Origin of the sequence: Pediococcus pentosaceus ATCC 25745 (assembly GCF_000014505.1) — a bacterium.
In the GTDB taxonomy this organism is placed as follows: Bacteria; Bacillota; Bacilli; order Lactobacillales; family Lactobacillaceae; genus Pediococcus; species Pediococcus pentosaceus.
The window spans coordinates 186,330-201,992 of sequence record NC_008525.1; the positions used below are offsets into that span (position 1 = coordinate 186,330).

General features: G+C 37.1%; 13 protein-coding genes. 9 read left to right on the forward strand and 4 right to left on the reverse strand.

All coding sequences use genetic code 11. The features are described 5' to 3' along the window. Positions 1 to 61: 61 nt before the first annotated feature. Positions 62 to 1,138 (forward strand): GntR family transcriptional regulator, encoded by a 1,077-nt coding sequence (locus PEPE_RS00765; protein ID WP_011672885.1) that lies wholly within the window; start codon positions 62 to 64, stop codon positions 1,136 to 1,138. A gap of 458 nt (positions 1,139 to 1,596) precedes the next feature. Here the strand turns inward: PEPE_RS00765 and PEPE_RS00770 are convergent, their stop codons facing one another. The 4 genes from PEPE_RS00770 to rihC all read right to left on the reverse strand — a co-directional run bounded on the left by PEPE_RS00770 (position 1,597) and on the right by rihC (position 5,275). Further along, positions 1,597 to 2,316 (reverse strand): GntR family transcriptional regulator, encoded by a 720-nt coding sequence (locus tag PEPE_RS00770; RefSeq protein WP_011672886.1) that lies wholly within the window; start codon positions 2,314 to 2,316, stop codon positions 1,597 to 1,599. A 283-nt stretch (positions 2,317 to 2,599) separates the two neighbouring features. Continuing rightward, a complete protein-coding gene (locus PEPE_RS00775) occupies positions 2,600 to 2,920 on the reverse strand; it encodes an N-acetyltransferase (RefSeq protein WP_011672887.1) in 321 nt (106 codons plus the stop codon). Positions 2,921 to 2,930: 10 nt separating this feature from the next. Beyond that, on the reverse strand, positions 2,931 to 4,334 hold the full coding sequence (gene dcuC, locus PEPE_RS00780) for a C4-dicarboxylate transporter DcuC (RefSeq protein WP_011672888.1): 1,404 nt from the start codon (positions 4,332 to 4,334) through the stop codon (positions 2,931 to 2,933). Between the two features lie 11 nt (positions 4,335 to 4,345). Then, the gene (rihC, locus tag PEPE_RS00785) at positions 4,346 to 5,275 is read right to left on the reverse strand and encodes a ribonucleoside hydrolase RihC (RefSeq protein ID WP_029257657.1); all 930 of its coding nucleotides are present in this window, start codon (positions 5,273 to 5,275) and stop codon (positions 4,346 to 4,348) included. Between the two features lie 502 nt (positions 5,276 to 5,777). Between rihC and PEPE_RS00790 the strand changes: the two genes are divergently transcribed. From PEPE_RS00790 to PEPE_RS00825, 8 genes are all read left to right on the forward strand, one after another. Continuing rightward, positions 5,778 to 7,148, forward strand: coding sequence for a sugar porter family MFS transporter (locus PEPE_RS00790; RefSeq protein ID WP_002834343.1), 1,371 nt, complete (start codon positions 5,778 to 5,780; stop codon positions 7,146 to 7,148). A gap of 20 nt (positions 7,149 to 7,168) precedes the next feature. Further along, positions 7,169 to 8,764, forward strand: a complete 1,596-nt coding sequence (locus PEPE_RS00795; protein ID WP_011672890.1) for a xylulokinase — start codon at positions 7,169 to 7,171, stop codon at positions 8,762 to 8,764. Between the two features lie 14 nt (positions 8,765 to 8,778). Next, positions 8,779 to 9,507: an L-ribulose-5-phosphate 4-epimerase gene (locus tag PEPE_RS00800; protein ID WP_011672891.1), complete on the forward strand. Its 729-nt coding sequence runs from the start codon at positions 8,779 to 8,781 to the stop codon at positions 9,505 to 9,507. 29 nt (positions 9,508 to 9,536) lie between these two features. Further along, complete coding sequence (gene araA, locus PEPE_RS00805) at positions 9,537 to 10,961, forward strand: L-arabinose isomerase (protein WP_002834340.1); 1,425 nt, start codon at positions 9,537 to 9,539, stop codon at positions 10,959 to 10,961. A 206-nt stretch (positions 10,962 to 11,167) separates the two neighbouring features. Beyond that, the gene (gene ald, locus PEPE_RS00810; protein ID WP_011672892.1) at positions 11,168 to 12,274 is read left to right on the forward strand and encodes an alanine dehydrogenase; all 1,107 of its coding nucleotides are present in this window, start codon (positions 11,168 to 11,170) and stop codon (positions 12,272 to 12,274) included. 16 nt (positions 12,275 to 12,290) lie between these two features. Then, complete coding sequence (gene tdcB / locus PEPE_RS00815) at positions 12,291 to 13,346, forward strand: bifunctional threonine ammonia-lyase/L-serine ammonia-lyase TdcB (RefSeq protein WP_011672893.1); 1,056 nt, start codon at positions 12,291 to 12,293, stop codon at positions 13,344 to 13,346. Positions 13,347 to 13,378: 32 nt separating this feature from the next. Further along, a complete protein-coding gene (locus PEPE_RS00820; protein ID WP_011672894.1) occupies positions 13,379 to 15,298 on the forward strand; it encodes an OPT/YSL family transporter in 1,920 nt (639 codons plus the stop codon). Next, a complete protein-coding gene (locus PEPE_RS00825) occupies positions 15,282 to 15,644 on the forward strand; it encodes a PqqD family peptide modification chaperone (protein ID WP_011672895.1) in 363 nt (120 codons plus the stop codon). Before PEPE_RS00820 ends, PEPE_RS00825 begins: the two co-directional genes overlap by 17 nt. Positions 15,645 to 15,663 lie beyond the last annotated feature (19 nt).

Consider the following 15,663-nt stretch of genomic DNA (forward strand, 5'->3'; position numbering starts at 1 on the left):
AAGCAATTATGAAATGTTACTATTTATATATGAAAAGTATTTTAACAGAGTAGGTATAGATATGGAAAATAAATACGACGTTGTAAAACGAGATATTAAAGAAAAAATATTATCTGGACATTATTCTATTAATGATAGGTTGCCAACCGAAGCCAGCTTAATGGAACAGTATGGCGTTAGCAGATATACAATCAGACGAGCGATTGGTGATCTTGAAACGGATCATTACGTTTACCGTATTCAAGGCGGTGGAATGTTTGTAGATGATTGGCAAAAATATATAAATAAACCCATCGAAGGAAAAATGATTGGGGTAATTTCAACGCATATAGCGGATTATATTTTTCCAAACATTATTACCGGGATTGACCGCTACGTTTCTGCTGAAGGCTATTCGATTTTGATTAGTAACACCCAGAACGATCCGCAGAAAGAACGTAAAGGAATTAAAAAAATGATGGAAATTGGCTTATCAGGCTTGATTATTGAACCGACACAAAGTGCTCTTGGAAATCCTAATCGAGACTTATACGATAAACTTAAAGAGACGGGATTACCCACGGTATTCATTAATGCACACTACCCTGAGTTAGATTTCCCGTACTTGGAAGTTAACGATTATGAGGCGGAACGCCAAGTCACCAACAAGTTAATTGGGATGGGTCACGAAAAGATACTGGGAATTTTTAAAATTGATGATACACAGGGTGTCCATCGAATGAAGGGTTACATTAGTGCATACCAGGAACATCGAGATTTAGTGATGTTAAGTGAAATGGTGATGTACCAATCATCTGATAACATGCACAATGTGTTTACTCGAATCGAAAGCATTTTAGCACGTCCAGATCGGCCAACAGCAATTATCTGCTATCATGATCAAATTGCTATTCGAGTGATAGATTTAGTCCGCTCGATGGGATTAAAGATTCCAGAAGATATTTCAATTTTTGGATTTGATAATTATAAGTTGGCTAAATATATTTCTCCCAAACTAAGTACAGTTGAACATCCGAAGGAAACAATGGGTAGAGACGCTGCCAAGACGATTTTTGATATCATCGAAGGTCGCCCCTATGAAAAGAATAAAGTTTATGATCCAGAATTAATCATTAGGGAATCAATTAAAAAGATATAATTTGTTGAAAAATAAAATGGAATGGCAGACTAAATTCACTGGTGTTGTATTAGTTTGGTAAATAAAGTTTTTAGAACTCATCATTCATATATCGGATAAGCCGTTTTTATGAATTAGTCCTATTCTTGTTTTCTTGAACTATTTGGATACTATGATAATGAGGGATGAAAAGAAGAGGCATAACTTGTCTAAAAACACCAAACGACCTAAACTCATGGTGATTAAAAAAGAGCGGAAATTCTAATAATTAAATTTACATCATTTTAAAACTAATATATAAGACTTAATTTGTGACCCCTTATTAATAGCGATTAAACTATCCATTTTTAATGGATTAATACGTTTAACATGGTTTTATAGGTCAGTTATAATCCTAGTACGAAAAAAATCCCAATACTTAAATGTTTTTTTCATCAGTTAACTAGTATTGGGAGTATTTTTTAAGCGTTTTTAGTGATTTATGAGAGAGTATTTGGGTGACGCACCATTTCTGTGCGAAATAAAGTACTTGGTATGTAATACTTGTTTTGAATTAATCGATCACCGTGTATATCGAATATGTCTTCTGTAATTAACATAAGGGGAGAGTCATTAATAAAATTACGGCGAAACGTAGAAGGATGTCTTTCTGAGACGGATAATGTCAAAGTGGAACTAGAAGCCACCTTGTAAACATTATTTTCTAGAAACTGCACAATACTTTTGGGATTATTAAGGTTAACAGAAAATTTATCTATAGTTTCTGGCATTACGATTGCTAAGTTATTAGCAATGTTATTTATGCCATTTTTGTACCAAACATTAAGAGTAAGATAAGGGCGATTTTGTACACCAAATAATTGATCAGTAAAAGCACTAGAAGTATTTTTATGATAGTATGTCTCACGGCTTTCTATAGGAACTGTTAAGGTAGTTAAAATAGGCGAAATAAAATTTTCTAGGTGTTGATTACTATAAGAATTATTTTTACTAATATAATGGCCTTTTCCGTGAATACTAGTGATAAAACCATCTTCTTTTAACAGAGACAAAGCTGTTCTAAGGGTAACACGGCTAACATCAAATTCTTTAGTAAGAATCTCTTCAGATGGAATTTTTTCACCGGAAATTAATTGGCCTTGCTCAATCATTTTTAGTATTTTGTTGTATACTTTAACGTATTTTGCTGGTTGATGCATTTTACGGTTAACTCTCCCTATCTTTTAGATTTAAATGTGAATTAAAAATTAATCCGAATACCAATTATCATCAAATGACTGGTATCCGGATTAATTAGCTGTTTAATCCAACTATAATCTTAACATTTTCTGTGTAAGATTATAGTTGTAAATAATGAAATCTCCATACTCTTCTCTTCCATGAATTTTAATTTTATGAGAAAAAGAAAATCCCAAACTAGTTAGAATATGGATCATCGGTAAATTACTATGATTAGTTGTTATCCAAATATTGTCTACGTTGTTAGAATAGCCATTTTGAATGATATTTGAGAGTATTTTTTTTTGCTATTCCTTGCCCCTTTACTGAGGAATGGACCATTAATCGATGTAAGTACCAATCCTTACCTCTTCGATCGATGCTAATCGCTGCAATATTCCTTGCTCCGGTTGAATAAAGAGAATGGTCTTCAATATCTTTGATTAATACTCCAATATTGGGGTAATAGCTATTCCATTGAGTAATATGGCTTGAAGCCATTTGTTCTTTTGCATCTTGTAAAAGATTGAGTAATAGAGGTAAGTCCTCTTTATAAGCTGGTTGAAGTTCAATAGATTTAAGCATGGATGTACTCCTAAAAGATTAGTAGGGACATAACAAGCATCATGATTACTCCAAAAACCATTGGAACGGAAGTGCGTTTAACAATTTTTACTGGAGATAACTTTGTGGTTCCAGCAACTATTAAAATAACTGCCGCTACAGGAGAGATTGCTCGCAATAAGTTCCCTGCTAATTGCATAGGTACTGATAGGGCGATAGGGGAAATACCTGCAGCTTTAGATAATGGTAATAACAGAGGAATCATTGCATAAAGTAACGCAGTTCCACTTCCACTTAATAAGACAATAATTGCCGTGAATACAACCATAACTACTGGTAAAACAATACCTGAGCTATTCATAGTTTGCATAGTTTTTTGAATTAAATCAATTATCCCTATCGAAGTTAGTCCTTGTACGAATACTTGGGCGGAAACTAGTAATGCTACGATACTCATTACGCTACCCATACCTTCAAAAAAATTACTAGTTTCTTTTAAAACAATTTGGGGATGCTTTTTATTAAAAATTTCTACAAGTACAGCAATAACAAAACTAAGTAAGCTAACTAATTGAACACTAATATTCAGCTTAGTGTGAAGAAATATATTGGTGAAAAAGATGATTAGTAATATTACAATAGGTAAGAGCGGTAGTAATCCATAAATAAAAGCTTTGAATCCTTTATAACTTACCTTAGGTGACGCTGTTGAATCCTGTTCTTTATTTTGAGAAAGCTCTGAAGAATATGACAACTCTTCAGGATGCTTTTTGTCTTGATATTTTTGCCATAAATAATGAACTATAGTAATAGCTAGCAAGGTTGGAATAGAAATTAAAGCGTGTTTTTGAAAAACATAATCTGTTACAGACATGTGAAATTGGGATGCAATAGCTACGTTATCTGCACCTAAGGGAGTTGGAACTATTGTAGCTGAAGTTCCGATGATAGCTGCTGATGTTAGTCGCGACATGCCTGCAGAACGCAATACGGGATATAGAGTTGCAAGGAGAATAATTGCTAGATTTGAAGCACTTGGAATTACAAGTGATAATAGGTTTCCAATAAGAAAAACAATGGGAGCTAGTAAATAAATAGATTTAATTTTAGTGATCGGTTTGGTAAGTGCATGTACGGTAACTTGATTAGCACCTATGTGGTTCATATAAGCGCTATAACCACCTAAAATTAAAATAACAAATCCTGGTCCTACTAAAGTTGATGAAAATTGATCAACAATTGCCTGAAATGGATTTAATAAATTTGTACCAGTAGGTTGCGTTACCTTTAGCTCATTACCCAACAATATAGCGATGTACATCAAAATTAAACCTAGTGATAAAAGTATCATTTTAATATCATTTTTCTTTAATAACATATAAATCAAGATGCTTATAGCTATAATACCAATGATAGAGATTAATACTGCGTGCATGAGATCGCCTCCTATATTGTTTTTGATATCATTTTAGTGAACCAGTCTTCAAATTGTTTAGTATCAACGTTAATTGCCACCTCTGCATTGGAATTTTCCCCAAGGTATCCCTTAAGATCAATTAATGAAGCACCTGCTGTAAATGCTCCTTGGGTTTCTATAGCAACATAGGTTGATTTCATCTCAAATATTTCTGGTTTTAAAATCAACCCTAAAGCGAGGACGTCATACATATTTAATCCCTTATCAAAACTACCTCCACGATAATGAGAAAAAAGTGAATAAAACATTTTACCGGTTTTTCCAAGATTTTTTATTTTTTCTGAAGTGGCGGGCATTATTTTAGCTTGTCTCCCTATTTCCATGGGTACAATACGTATTGAAATATTACTGTTAAATACTATTTTTGCTGCTTCAGGGTCAACTCCAAAGTTAAACTCAGATAAGACTCCCAAGTTACCTCTACCTAAAGCTCCTCCCATTAATACAATTTCGTGGATATTCTTACTATCCTGTGGATAGAGATGAAGATAAAGTGCAATATCAGTTAAAGGTCCAAGTCCCATTAAAGTTACAGGAACAGTACTGTTTGATACAGTTTCATGCATTGCTTGTACCGCGGTCCTTGATACATCAGGTGTGATTTTAGGGATAGGAAAATCAAAGCCATCCATGCCAGATTCACCATGAACGTTACTAGCATTTTGTTTTTGTCGAAGGAGAGGTGACGGGCTTCCTGGAACAATAGGTATTTCTTTGTTAAAAAAAGTTAGAAGCTTTTGTGTATTATGAGTTGTTTTTTCTAAACTTACATTACCCGCAATAGGACATATAAGTTTGACATCTATATCGTTACTAAAAAGTGCCAAAGATATTGCAACTGCATCATCGATACCAGGATCAGTACTGATAATAACAGGTTGTGCTTTTAAATTATTCATCAACATAGGTTTAATAACTCCTTAGTTATATTTTTGAAAACGTTTTCTGAAATTATTATACAACGTTGTATTATAAAATACAACGTTGTATTTAATTTTGAGGGTTAAAGTAATGTATACAAAAAATATTTGATTGACGAATCTAGTGCACCTTAAATAATCGAAGATTTAGCTAAGAATTTGTATCAGGTTAATTAATGGTGAATTATATTCAGTTTCGAATTATTAAAAAATATTAGAGAGATTTTCTTTTGATATCATCGAAGGTCGCCCCTATGAAAAGAACAAAGTTTATGATCCAGAATTAATCATTAGGGAATCAATTAAAAAGATATAAGGGTTTAAGTTTTTAAAACTTAAACTCTTATTTTTTTATTCTAAAAATTCATCCTAACAAATTTTAAAAAATACATTGACTTGTCCGTATAAATATTCTATGATTAATATCGAACTTATGAATACGCTTTCAAAATATGAATGTGTGATTTCAAGGAGGAAAACAATGAGTAAGGAAAAGAAGATTCCAAGTGGATTTATTTATTTCTTTGGTTCATTTGGTGGAATTTTATTTGGTTATGATATTGGTGTAATGACAGGAGCACTTCCCTTCTTACAAACTGATTGGAACTTGCAAAATAATGCGGGGGTAATTGGTTGGATTACATCTGCCGTAATGTTTGGGGCCATTTTTGGTGGCGCTTTAGCCGGAAATTTGTCTGACAAACTTGGTCGTCGGAAGATGATTTTGATTTCATCGTTAGTTTTTGCGATCGGCTCACTTTTGTCAGCGCTTTCTCCACACGATGGACAAATTTATTTAATCGCTGTACGTATTTTCTTAGGACTTGCAGTAGGTGCTGCATCGGCCCTTGTACCGGCTTATATGTCAGAAATGGCTCCAGCTCGTTTAAGAGGTCGTCTATCAGGTATTAACCAAACCATGATTGTTTCAGGAATGTTGCTATCATATATTGTTGACTTTTTACTTAAAGATTTACCAGAACAAATGGCTTGGCGTTTAATGCTTGGTTTAGCCGCTGTACCAGCAGTTATCCTTTATTTCGGAGTTTTGAAATTACCAGAATCACCACGTTTCCTAGTTAAAAGTAATGATATTGACGGAGCAAGAAGAACGTTATCTTACATCCGTCCTGAAAATGAAGTTGATGCAGAATTAAAAACAATCAGAGAAACAGCAGCTGAAGAAGAATCAGCTAATACTAGCTCAACATTCTTAGATTTATTAAGCGGTAAATACCGTTACTTAGTAATCGCTGGTGTTGGGGTAGCCGCTTTCCAACAATTCCAAGGTGCAAATGCCATCTTCTATTACATTCCATTAATTGTTGAAAAAGCAACCGGAAATGCTGCAAGTTCAGCATTGATGTGGCCTATTATCCAAGGTGTCATTTTGGTTCTTGGTTCACTAGTATTCCTATGGATTGCTGATAAATTTAAACGTCGGACATTGTTAACCATGGGTGGAACGGTTATGGGACTTTCATTTATCCTTCCCGCTGTTCTTAACATGTTCATCAAAGATATGAACCCAATGATGATCGTTGTATTCCTATGTATCTACGTAGCCTTCTATTCATTTACTTGGGCGCCATTAACATGGGTGATCGTCGGAGAAATCTTCCCACTAGCAATTCGTGGTAAAGCTTCCGGAGTTGCATCATCATTCAACTGGATTGGTTCATTCTTAGTTGGTCTTTTATTCCCAATCATGACAGCTAACATGCCTCAAGAAGCCGTGTTCGCAATCTTTGGAATTATTTGTTTGTTAGGTGTTCTATTTATCAGAACACGTGTACCTGAAACAAAGGGTCACACACTAGAAGAAATTGAAGAACAAGGACTTGGAAAATAAATTAGTTTGGAGATTTTAAAATGAATTTAGTTGAAATATCAAAAGAAATTGAAAATGGCAATGTATCACTTGGTATTGAACTTGGTTCAACCCGAATCAAGGCCGTTTTAATCACCAGTGACTACAAGACAATTGCTTCAGGAAGTTTTGTCTGGGAAAACCAGTTTAAGGATCAAATCTGGACGTATTCATTGGATACAGTTTGGCAAGGAATTCAAGCTAGTTATTCGCAGATGGCTGCTGAAGTGCACAGTAAATATCATCAATCATTAACTTCCATTAAATCAATCGGAATTAGTGCAATGATGCATGGTTATCTAGCATTTTCGAAAAATAATGATTTGTTAGTGCCATTCCGCACTTGGCGGAACAACATCACGGAAGAATCTGCTGCAAAATTGACAGAAGCATTTAGTTTCAATATTCCACAACGCTGGACGATTGCACATCTCTACCAAGCAATTCTAAATGGCGAAGAACATGTTAAGGATATTGATTTCGTAACGACCCTTGCTGGTTATGTGCACTGGAAATTATCTGGTGAAAAAGTATTGGGTGTGGGTGATGCCTCGGGAGTCTTCCCTATCGATGAAAAGACAGGTTATTATTCAAAATCAATGCTGAAAACGTTTGCTGAACTAGAAAATGTTAAGCAGTTTGATTGGGATATCAACCAAGTCCTCCCAGATGTGAAGAGCGCTGGTGAAAAAGCCGGTGAATTAACTGCCGAGGGTGCTAATTTACTTGATGTAACTGGTAAGCTTCAAGCGGGTAGTGTAATGGCTCCCCCAGAAGGTGACGCAGGAACCGGAATGGTGGGTACTAATAGTGTTCGCAAACGAACTGGTAACATCTCGGTCGGGACATCAGCCTTTTCAATGGTGGTTCTAGAAAAGCCTTTGAAATCCGTTCATCGTGATATCGACGTTGTAATGACTCCCGATGGAGCCCCAGTTGCTATGGTTCATGTTAATAACTGTTCATCAGATATCAATGCTTGGGCCCAAATCTTTAGTGATTTTGCAGCAAGATTAGGAATTAACCTAGCACCAGATAAGCTCTATGAAGCACTCTTCTTAGAAGCAACTAAAGCTGATCGTGATTTGGGACATTTGATTAATTATAGTTATCAATCTGGTGAAAATATTACAAATATCAAAGCAGGACGACCATTATTTGTTCGTAAGTCGGATAGTAATTTCAACCTACCAAACTTTATGCAAACTCAACTTTATTCTGCGTTTGCACCACTAAAAATTGGTATGGATATCCTTAGCAATGAAGAAGATATCAAGACGGATGTCATGATTGCTCAAGGTGGATTATTCCGTACTCCAGTAGTTGCTCAACAAGTTTTATCGGATGCGCTTAATATTCCGATTACTGTAATGGCTAACGCTGGCGAAGGTGGACCATGGGGAATGGCAGTCCTAGCAATGTTTGCTAGCGACAGTAATGGCCAAAGCTTAAGTGATTATCTAGACACCAACGTCTTTAGTAATCCTGAAAGTATGACCTTGAGCCCCGAACCAGAGGGCGTTGAAGCATATGACGAATTCACTAAGGAATATGTAGCAGGCTTACCAGTTGAAGCTCAAGCTGGAGAAGTAATTTAGGAGGGATAAGGTTAATGTTAGAGAAGTTAAAACAGGAAGTTTACGAAGCAAACATGCAACTTCCTAAATTAGATTTAGTTACCTTTACTTGGGGTAACGTTTCAGGAATTGACCGCGAAAAAGGTCTATTCGTTATCAAACCATCTGGAGTCGACTATGACAAGTTGAAACCAGAAGATATGGTAGTAGTAAATTTGAAGGGTGAAGTTGTGGAAGGTGAAATGAATCCTTCTAGTGACACACCAACGCATACGGTTTTGTATAACGAATTCCCAGAAATCGGTGGGATTGTACATACCCATTCTCCATGGGCTGTTTCCTTTGCCGCTGCAGAAATTGATGTACCAGCTTTAAGTACAACCCATGCTGATACATTCTACGGCGACGTGCCGGTAACTCCGGCACTCACTAAAGAAGAGATTGAAGGCGGTTATGAAGAAAATACTGGTAAGGTAATTGTTAAGACATTCAAGGAACGTAAGATTGATCCAGAAGCAGTTCCAGCTGTTTTGGTTAGCCAACATGGACCATTTGCTTGGGGTAAGACGCCTGACAAAGCGGTTTACAATGCAAAGGTTTTGGAAGTTGCTTCAGAAATTGATTACCACGCTCTTCAAATGACTAGAAGAAATATTGAAGTTCCTCAATATTTGTTAGATAAACATTATTACCGTAAGCATGGTAAGAATGCCTACTACGGTCAAGAAAATGCTAAGTCTAAAGAACATGCAGCAAGAAAATAAAAAAACTAAAAAATAAGGAGATTTTTATCATGAAAAAAGTACAAGATTATGAATTTTGGTTTGTTACAGGTAGTCAATTCCTATATGGTGAAGAAACACTACGCTCTGTAGAAAAAGATGCAAAAGAAATCGTTGATAAGTTAAACGAATCAAAGAAATTGCCTTACCCAGTTAAATTCAAGCTAGTTGCCACAACAGCTGAAAACATTACAGAGGTAATGAAAGAAGTTAACTACAATGATAAAGTTGCAGGTGTGATTACATGGATGCACACTTTCTCGCCAGCTAAAAACTGGATTCGTGGTACAGAATTACTCCAAAAACCATTGCTACACTTAGCAACTCAATTCTTGAACCACATTCCATATGACACAATTGACTTTGATTACATGAACTTGAACCAATCAGCTCATGGTGACCGTGAATATGCATTCATCAACGCTCGTCTACGTAAGAACAACAAGATTATCTCAGGTTACTGGGGTGATGAAGGCATTCAAAAACAAATTGCTAAGTGGATGGATGTTGCTGTTGCATACAACGAATCATACGGTATCAAGGTCGTAACTTTCGCCGACAAGATGCGTAACGTTGCTGTTACAGACGGTGACAAGATCGAAGCTCAAATCAAGTTTGGCTGGACAGTTGATTACTGGGGTGTTGCAGACCTAGTTGAAGAAGTTAATGCCGTTTCTGACGAAGACATTGACAAGAAGTACGAAGAAATGAAGAATGACTACAACTTTGTAGAAGGTCAAAACTCTTCCGAAAAATTCGAACACAATACTAAGTATCAAATTCGTGAATATTTCGGTTTGAAGAAGTTCATGGATGACCGTGGATATACAGCATTCACAACTAACTTTGAAGACTTAGCTGGTTTGGAACAATTACCAGGTTTAGCAGCACAAATGTTGATGGCTGAAGGTTATGGATTTGCTGGCGAAGGTGACTGGAAGACAGCTGCTTTGGACCGCTTATTGAAGATTATGGCTCACAACAAGCAAACTGTATTTATGGAAGATTACACACTTGATCTTCGTGAAGGTCATGAAGCAATCCTTGGATCACATATGCTTGAAGTTGACCCATCAATCGCCAGTGACACACCACGTGTTGAAGTACACCCATTGGACATTGGCGGTAAAGAAGACCCTGCTCGTTTTGTATTTACAGGTATGGAAGGTGACGCTGTTGACGTTACAATGGCTGACTATGGCGACGAATTCAAACTTATGTCATATGATGTTACTGGTAACAAGACTGAAAAAGAAACACCATATCTACCAGTCGCAAAACAACTTTGGACTCCAAAACAAGGTTGGAAGCAAGGTGCTGAAGGCTGGCTAACACTTGGTGGTGGACACCATACAGTTCTTTCATTTGCAATTGATGCTGAACAATTACAAGACCTTAGCAACATGTTTGGTTTGACATACGTTAACATCAAATAATGCTTTACAGTAAGATTTAAATCTTAAAAATAATTTATTCAATGCCACGAAAGAGAAATCTTTCGTGGCATTTTTGGTGGTTAAAAAATTTTTTGAGTATACATAATTAAAGAAACAAATGTTTTTTTAAGGGAGATACCTTTTATTTTGGTTAACTTTGTGCAATACTACACATGTAAATAATTAAATTCTAAGGAAGTGTCTTTATGAAAATTGCTGTAATTAAGGAGCAAAAAGAAGGCGAAGGACGGGTAGCAGCCACACCTGAAAATGTGCAAAAGATGGTAGAAGCTGGAAATGAAGTTCTTGTGGAGCGCGATGCAGGAATTGGTGCCGGATTTTCCAATGAAGAATTTGAAAATGCAGGAGGAAAAATTGTTTCTCATGCGGAAGCTTGGAAGGCTAAGTTGTGTATTAAAGTTAAGGAGCCTGACGAAGAAGAATATCAATATTTTGAAAAGGGTAAGATTGTTTGGGGCTTCCAGCATTTAGCCTCTGCAAAAGCTACCGTGGAAGCTATGATGCAAGCAGGAGTAACGGCAATTGGTGGTGAAACGATTGTCAAAGATGGAAAACTAGAACTGTTAGCACCAATGAGCCAAATTGCAGGGCGCCGCTCAGTAATCATGGGAGCATATTATTTAGAAGCGCAACATCAAGGCGCTGGTATTTTATTGTCAGGAATTCCAGGCATGATTTCAGCGGGTAATGTTGTAATTTTTGGTGGCGGTAACGCTGCTACCGGTGCAGCAGATACAGCACTGGGATTAGGTTGCTCAGTGGTAATTATTGAATTGAACGACCAGAGAATTCAACAGCTCCAAAAATTATATAAAGGTAAAAAAGTTCGAGTCGTTAAGTCAAATGAAGCAAATTTAGCCCAAGAAATCAAAGATGCTGATTTATTTATATCGACCATTTTAATTCCAGGTTCTCGGCCACCCAAGTTGGTTAAAGAATCGATGGTCAAAAAGATGAAGAAGGGCTCAGTCATCGTTGATATTGCAATTGATCAAGGCGGAACGGTAGAAACCATTGACCATCCAACGACGATTGACGATCCAATTTTTATTAAAGATGGTGTAATTCACTATGCTGTACCTAATCAACCAGGAGCAGTTCCACGGACATCCACGATGGCTTTGGCTGCCGGTAATTTAGATTATCTATTGGAAATAGCCGATCAGGGGATTGAAGCTGCTGGTAAAAATGATCCAGCATTAGCATCTGGGATTAACCTGTATGAAGGAAAAATTACTAATCAAGGTTTGGCAGACTCCTTGAATCTTCCATATACTGAACTGAAACTATAAAAAGGGGGTGGCGTTGATGTTAGTAGAGAAAGAACCCAGAAACCAAGTTGTAGCAGCAACCGATAATTTATTAAATCTAAACCAGATTGAAGAAGCCCGCGAGGTTATTAAAAAATATGCGCGTCGGACACCATTAGTTAAGTCCATGTTTTTGAGCAACAACGTTGTCCATGGGGATGTCTATTTAAAATTAGAGAATATGCAATTAACCGGTTCTTTTAAATTTAGAGGGGCGAATAACAAAATTAACCACTTGAATGAAGAAGAAAAACAACGAGGCGTAATTACAGCTTCAGCTGGAAATCATGCACAAGGAGTAGCTTTGACCGGTAAGTTGCTGGGAATTAAAACTACGGTAGTGATGCCGGATGAGGCGCCCCAAATGAAGCGCGATGCAACCCGAGGATATGGAGCGGAAGTAGATATTCATGGCGCAACTTTTGATGACGCTCACGAATGGATGCGAGAAAGAGCTGAAAAAGAAGGAAAAACCATTGTAGATCCGTTTAATGATGCTTTAATTTGTGCTGGACAAGGAACTATCGGTTTGGAAATTCTAGAAGATTTAGTGGATGTAGAAACCGTTGTAGTTCCAGTCGGGGGCGGTGGTCTAATTTCAGGAATCGCCACGGCTTTAAAATCAATCAATCCTTCAATTCATATCGTCGGAGTTCAATCGGAAAATGTGCATGGCATGAAGGCGTCTGTTGATGCAGGCAAAATTGTTAAACATCACCAAGATTTTACGCTAGCAGACGGAACTGATGTAGCAACCCCAGGTAATATTACATTTGGGATTGTTTCCAAACTAGTGGATGAGATTGTCTTGGTTAGTGAAGAAGAAATTTCAAAAGCGATGAAAGATTTAATGCAGAGAACCAAGGTGGTTGCTGAAGGAGCAGGAGCATTGCCAACGGCCGCTTTAGAAGCAGGTAAGATTGATCCAAAATGGACTAAAGATAAGAAGGTTGTAGCTTTAGTTTCCGGTGGAAATGTGGATCTACAGCGAGTTTCACAGATTATTGATCACTTCTTTACTCCTGTTGATACGCATAAAGGTGCCATTGGGTAATTAATATTTTGTGAGTGAAAGAGGGAATCAAATTGGCAAAAAATAAGGAGCAAAAAAGCGGTAAACATGTACCGTATGTCACTAAAAAGCAACGAGGTGGTAGTCCAGCCATCTTAATCATGGGGATTATTTTAGCTATTATTTTTGGTGCATCAACGGCTTATTCAGGGATGAAAGCTGGATTAACGGTCGCCGCAGGAATTCCAGGTTCAATTATTGGATCAGGATTGGTTAGTATTTTTGCCAGAAAAAAAGGAATTTTAGGCAAAAATATACTGCAAGGCATGTCGAGCGGTGGTGAAGCCATTGCCAGTGGAATGATTTACGTTTTACCAGCCATTATTTTAATTGGCGGGCACGTTAATTTTTGGACCGGAATGATGGTGGGAATTTTAGCCGTGTTATTTGCCATTGGGAGTGCTTCGTTAGTACAAAATTATCTGATTGTAGAAGAACATGGACGTCTAGCTTATCCCGAATCAATGGCAATTACGGAAGCGTTAGTGGCCTCAGAAAGTGGTGGCGATTCACTTAAATTCTTAGGAATTGGTTTCGGAATTGGTGGTTTGATTACCATGGTTACGACCCAAGTTTTCGGGTGGCTAAACAATATGATTACTTACACCGGAAATTCATTTTATCGTTGGAAAATGTCTACTGAAGTCAATCCGATGTTAGCAGGAATCGGTTTTGTAGTTGGAATTGATGTAGCTTTAACGATGTTTGCGGGATCGATTCTTTCAAACTTTGCGGTAGTTCCGTTGGTAAGCTACTTTACCCAAATGGCTGGCGGAAGTGCTCACGTTTGGAATAATGCAGCTTTGCATATTTCACAAATGGGTGTGGATGATGTCGCTGGATCGTACGTCAAGTATATTGGGGCTGGAATGATGCTTTGCGGAGGAATCATTGGAGCAATCAAGTTGATTCCCGTAATCTGGACTTCAATTAAAAAAGTAATCAACGCTCGCAATAGCGCTACGGAAGAAAAGAATGCCCTAGGTGTGATTGCATTGATGTTGTCGGTAATTTTAATTTTTGTCGCTGGTTTTATTATTTCAGGTTCATTTTTAGTTGCTCTTATTGGTGGAATTCTTTCACTATTATTAGCTTTATTATTTGTAATTGTTTCGGCCCGTTTAGCAGGAACCATCGGGTGCTCGAACGCGCCGGTGTCAGGGATGACTATTGCTTCATTGGTAATTATGACTTTGGCCTTTGTATCAATGGGATGGACAAATCAGAACTACAGTGAAATCTTATTGCTATTTGGGGTTTTCATTGTTACCGCAATCTCGGTTGGTGGGGGTTATATGCAGACCCAAAAAGTTAACTATATGATTGGTGGTTCCAATCGTGAGATGATGAAATACTACATGATTGCCGGAATTGTGGGGGTATTTACGGTCGTAGGAACAACCGTGATCCTAGCTCCACAATTACAGGTGACCGGTTCTAACCCACCATTTGGATTACCCCAAGCCAATTTGATTGCAACGCTAACAACGGGAATTATGTCGGGAAATTTACCATGGATTATGGTCATTGTCGGAATAGTAATGGCGATTGTTTTATGGATGCTAGATTTACCAATTATGACGGTGGCTTTAGGTTTCTACTTACCAATTTCGACTACTTCGATCATTTTAGTGGGAGCGTTGCTTAAATTGATTGTAGATAAGACAACTAAGGGAGAAGCATTAAAAGCTAAAAGAATCCAAAGTGGTGTCAGTCTTTCTTCAGGTTTAATCGCTGGGGGCTCAATCATTGGTTTGATTGGTATTATTCTACACGTGACTGGTTTGCTTAAAGATGTATCACCTAAAGGTTTTGCCGCCGGAAATGCGATGGGAATCATAATCTTAATTGTATTAGCGGTTGCCATTGTTGTACCACTTTACATGATTAAAAAGGTAGAAGATCGGAAACCAAGTGATGAAAACGAGGGATGAGTATCAGTTAACAGATGATGAATTACGGGAGATTGTATTTGAAAAGAATCCACGAGTGGACTACGAACTAAAACAAGGAATTATTACAATTATTAAGCCACAAGATCATTGGATTCAAAGATTTTTCCGCAAGCTTAATTTTAAAATTCCCGAAAATACTTATTTAGATTTGGACGAATATGGGAGCTTCGTATTTCAACAAGTAAATGGTAAGCGGAGTGTCTATGAGATTGGGCAAAATTTAGGTCATAAATTTACCGAAGCTAACGAGTATTTATACAGTCGTTTGTGGTTATATTTAAATCATCTGGAAGAAAACGAACAAATTATTAAACGGATTTCTTAAATTTACGAAGGAGAATATT

What these genes read in the sequence shown, in the direction of transcription:
- tdcB (WP_011672893.1), top strand. Translation starts at nt 12,291, where the DNA reads ATGTTAGTAGAGAAAGAACCCAGAAACCAAGTTGTAGCAGCAACCGAT.
- PEPE_RS00800 (WP_011672891.1), top strand. Translation starts at nt 8,779, where the DNA reads ATGTTAGAGAAGTTAAAACAGGAAGTTTACGAAGCAAACATGCAACTT.
- PEPE_RS00765 (WP_011672885.1), top strand. Translation starts at nt 62, where the DNA reads ATGGAAAATAAATACGACGTTGTAAAACGAGATATTAAAGAAAAAATA.
- PEPE_RS00775 (WP_011672887.1), bottom strand. Translation starts at nt 2,920, where the DNA reads ATGCTTAAATCTATTGAACTTCAACCAGCTTATAAAGAGGACTTACCT.
- PEPE_RS00790 (WP_002834343.1), top strand. Translation starts at nt 5,778, where the DNA reads ATGAGTAAGGAAAAGAAGATTCCAAGTGGATTTATTTATTTCTTTGGT.
- PEPE_RS00795 (WP_011672890.1), top strand. Translation starts at nt 7,169, where the DNA reads ATGAATTTAGTTGAAATATCAAAAGAAATTGAAAATGGCAATGTATCA.
- ald (WP_011672892.1), top strand. Translation starts at nt 11,168, where the DNA reads ATGAAAATTGCTGTAATTAAGGAGCAAAAAGAAGGCGAAGGACGGGTA.
- dcuC (WP_011672888.1), bottom strand. Translation starts at nt 4,334, where the DNA reads ATGCACGCAGTATTAATCTCTATCATTGGTATTATAGCTATAAGCATC.
- PEPE_RS00770 (WP_011672886.1), bottom strand. Translation starts at nt 2,316, where the DNA reads ATGCATCAACCAGCAAAATACGTTAAAGTATACAACAAAATACTAAAA.
- rihC (WP_029257657.1), bottom strand. Translation starts at nt 5,275, where the DNA reads ATGAATAATTTAAAAGCACAACCTGTTATTATCAGTACTGATCCTGGT.
- araA (WP_002834340.1), top strand. Translation starts at nt 9,537, where the DNA reads ATGAAAAAAGTACAAGATTATGAATTTTGGTTTGTTACAGGTAGTCAA.
- PEPE_RS00825 (WP_011672895.1), top strand. Translation starts at nt 15,282, where the DNA reads ATGAAAACGAGGGATGAGTATCAGTTAACAGATGATGAATTACGGGAG.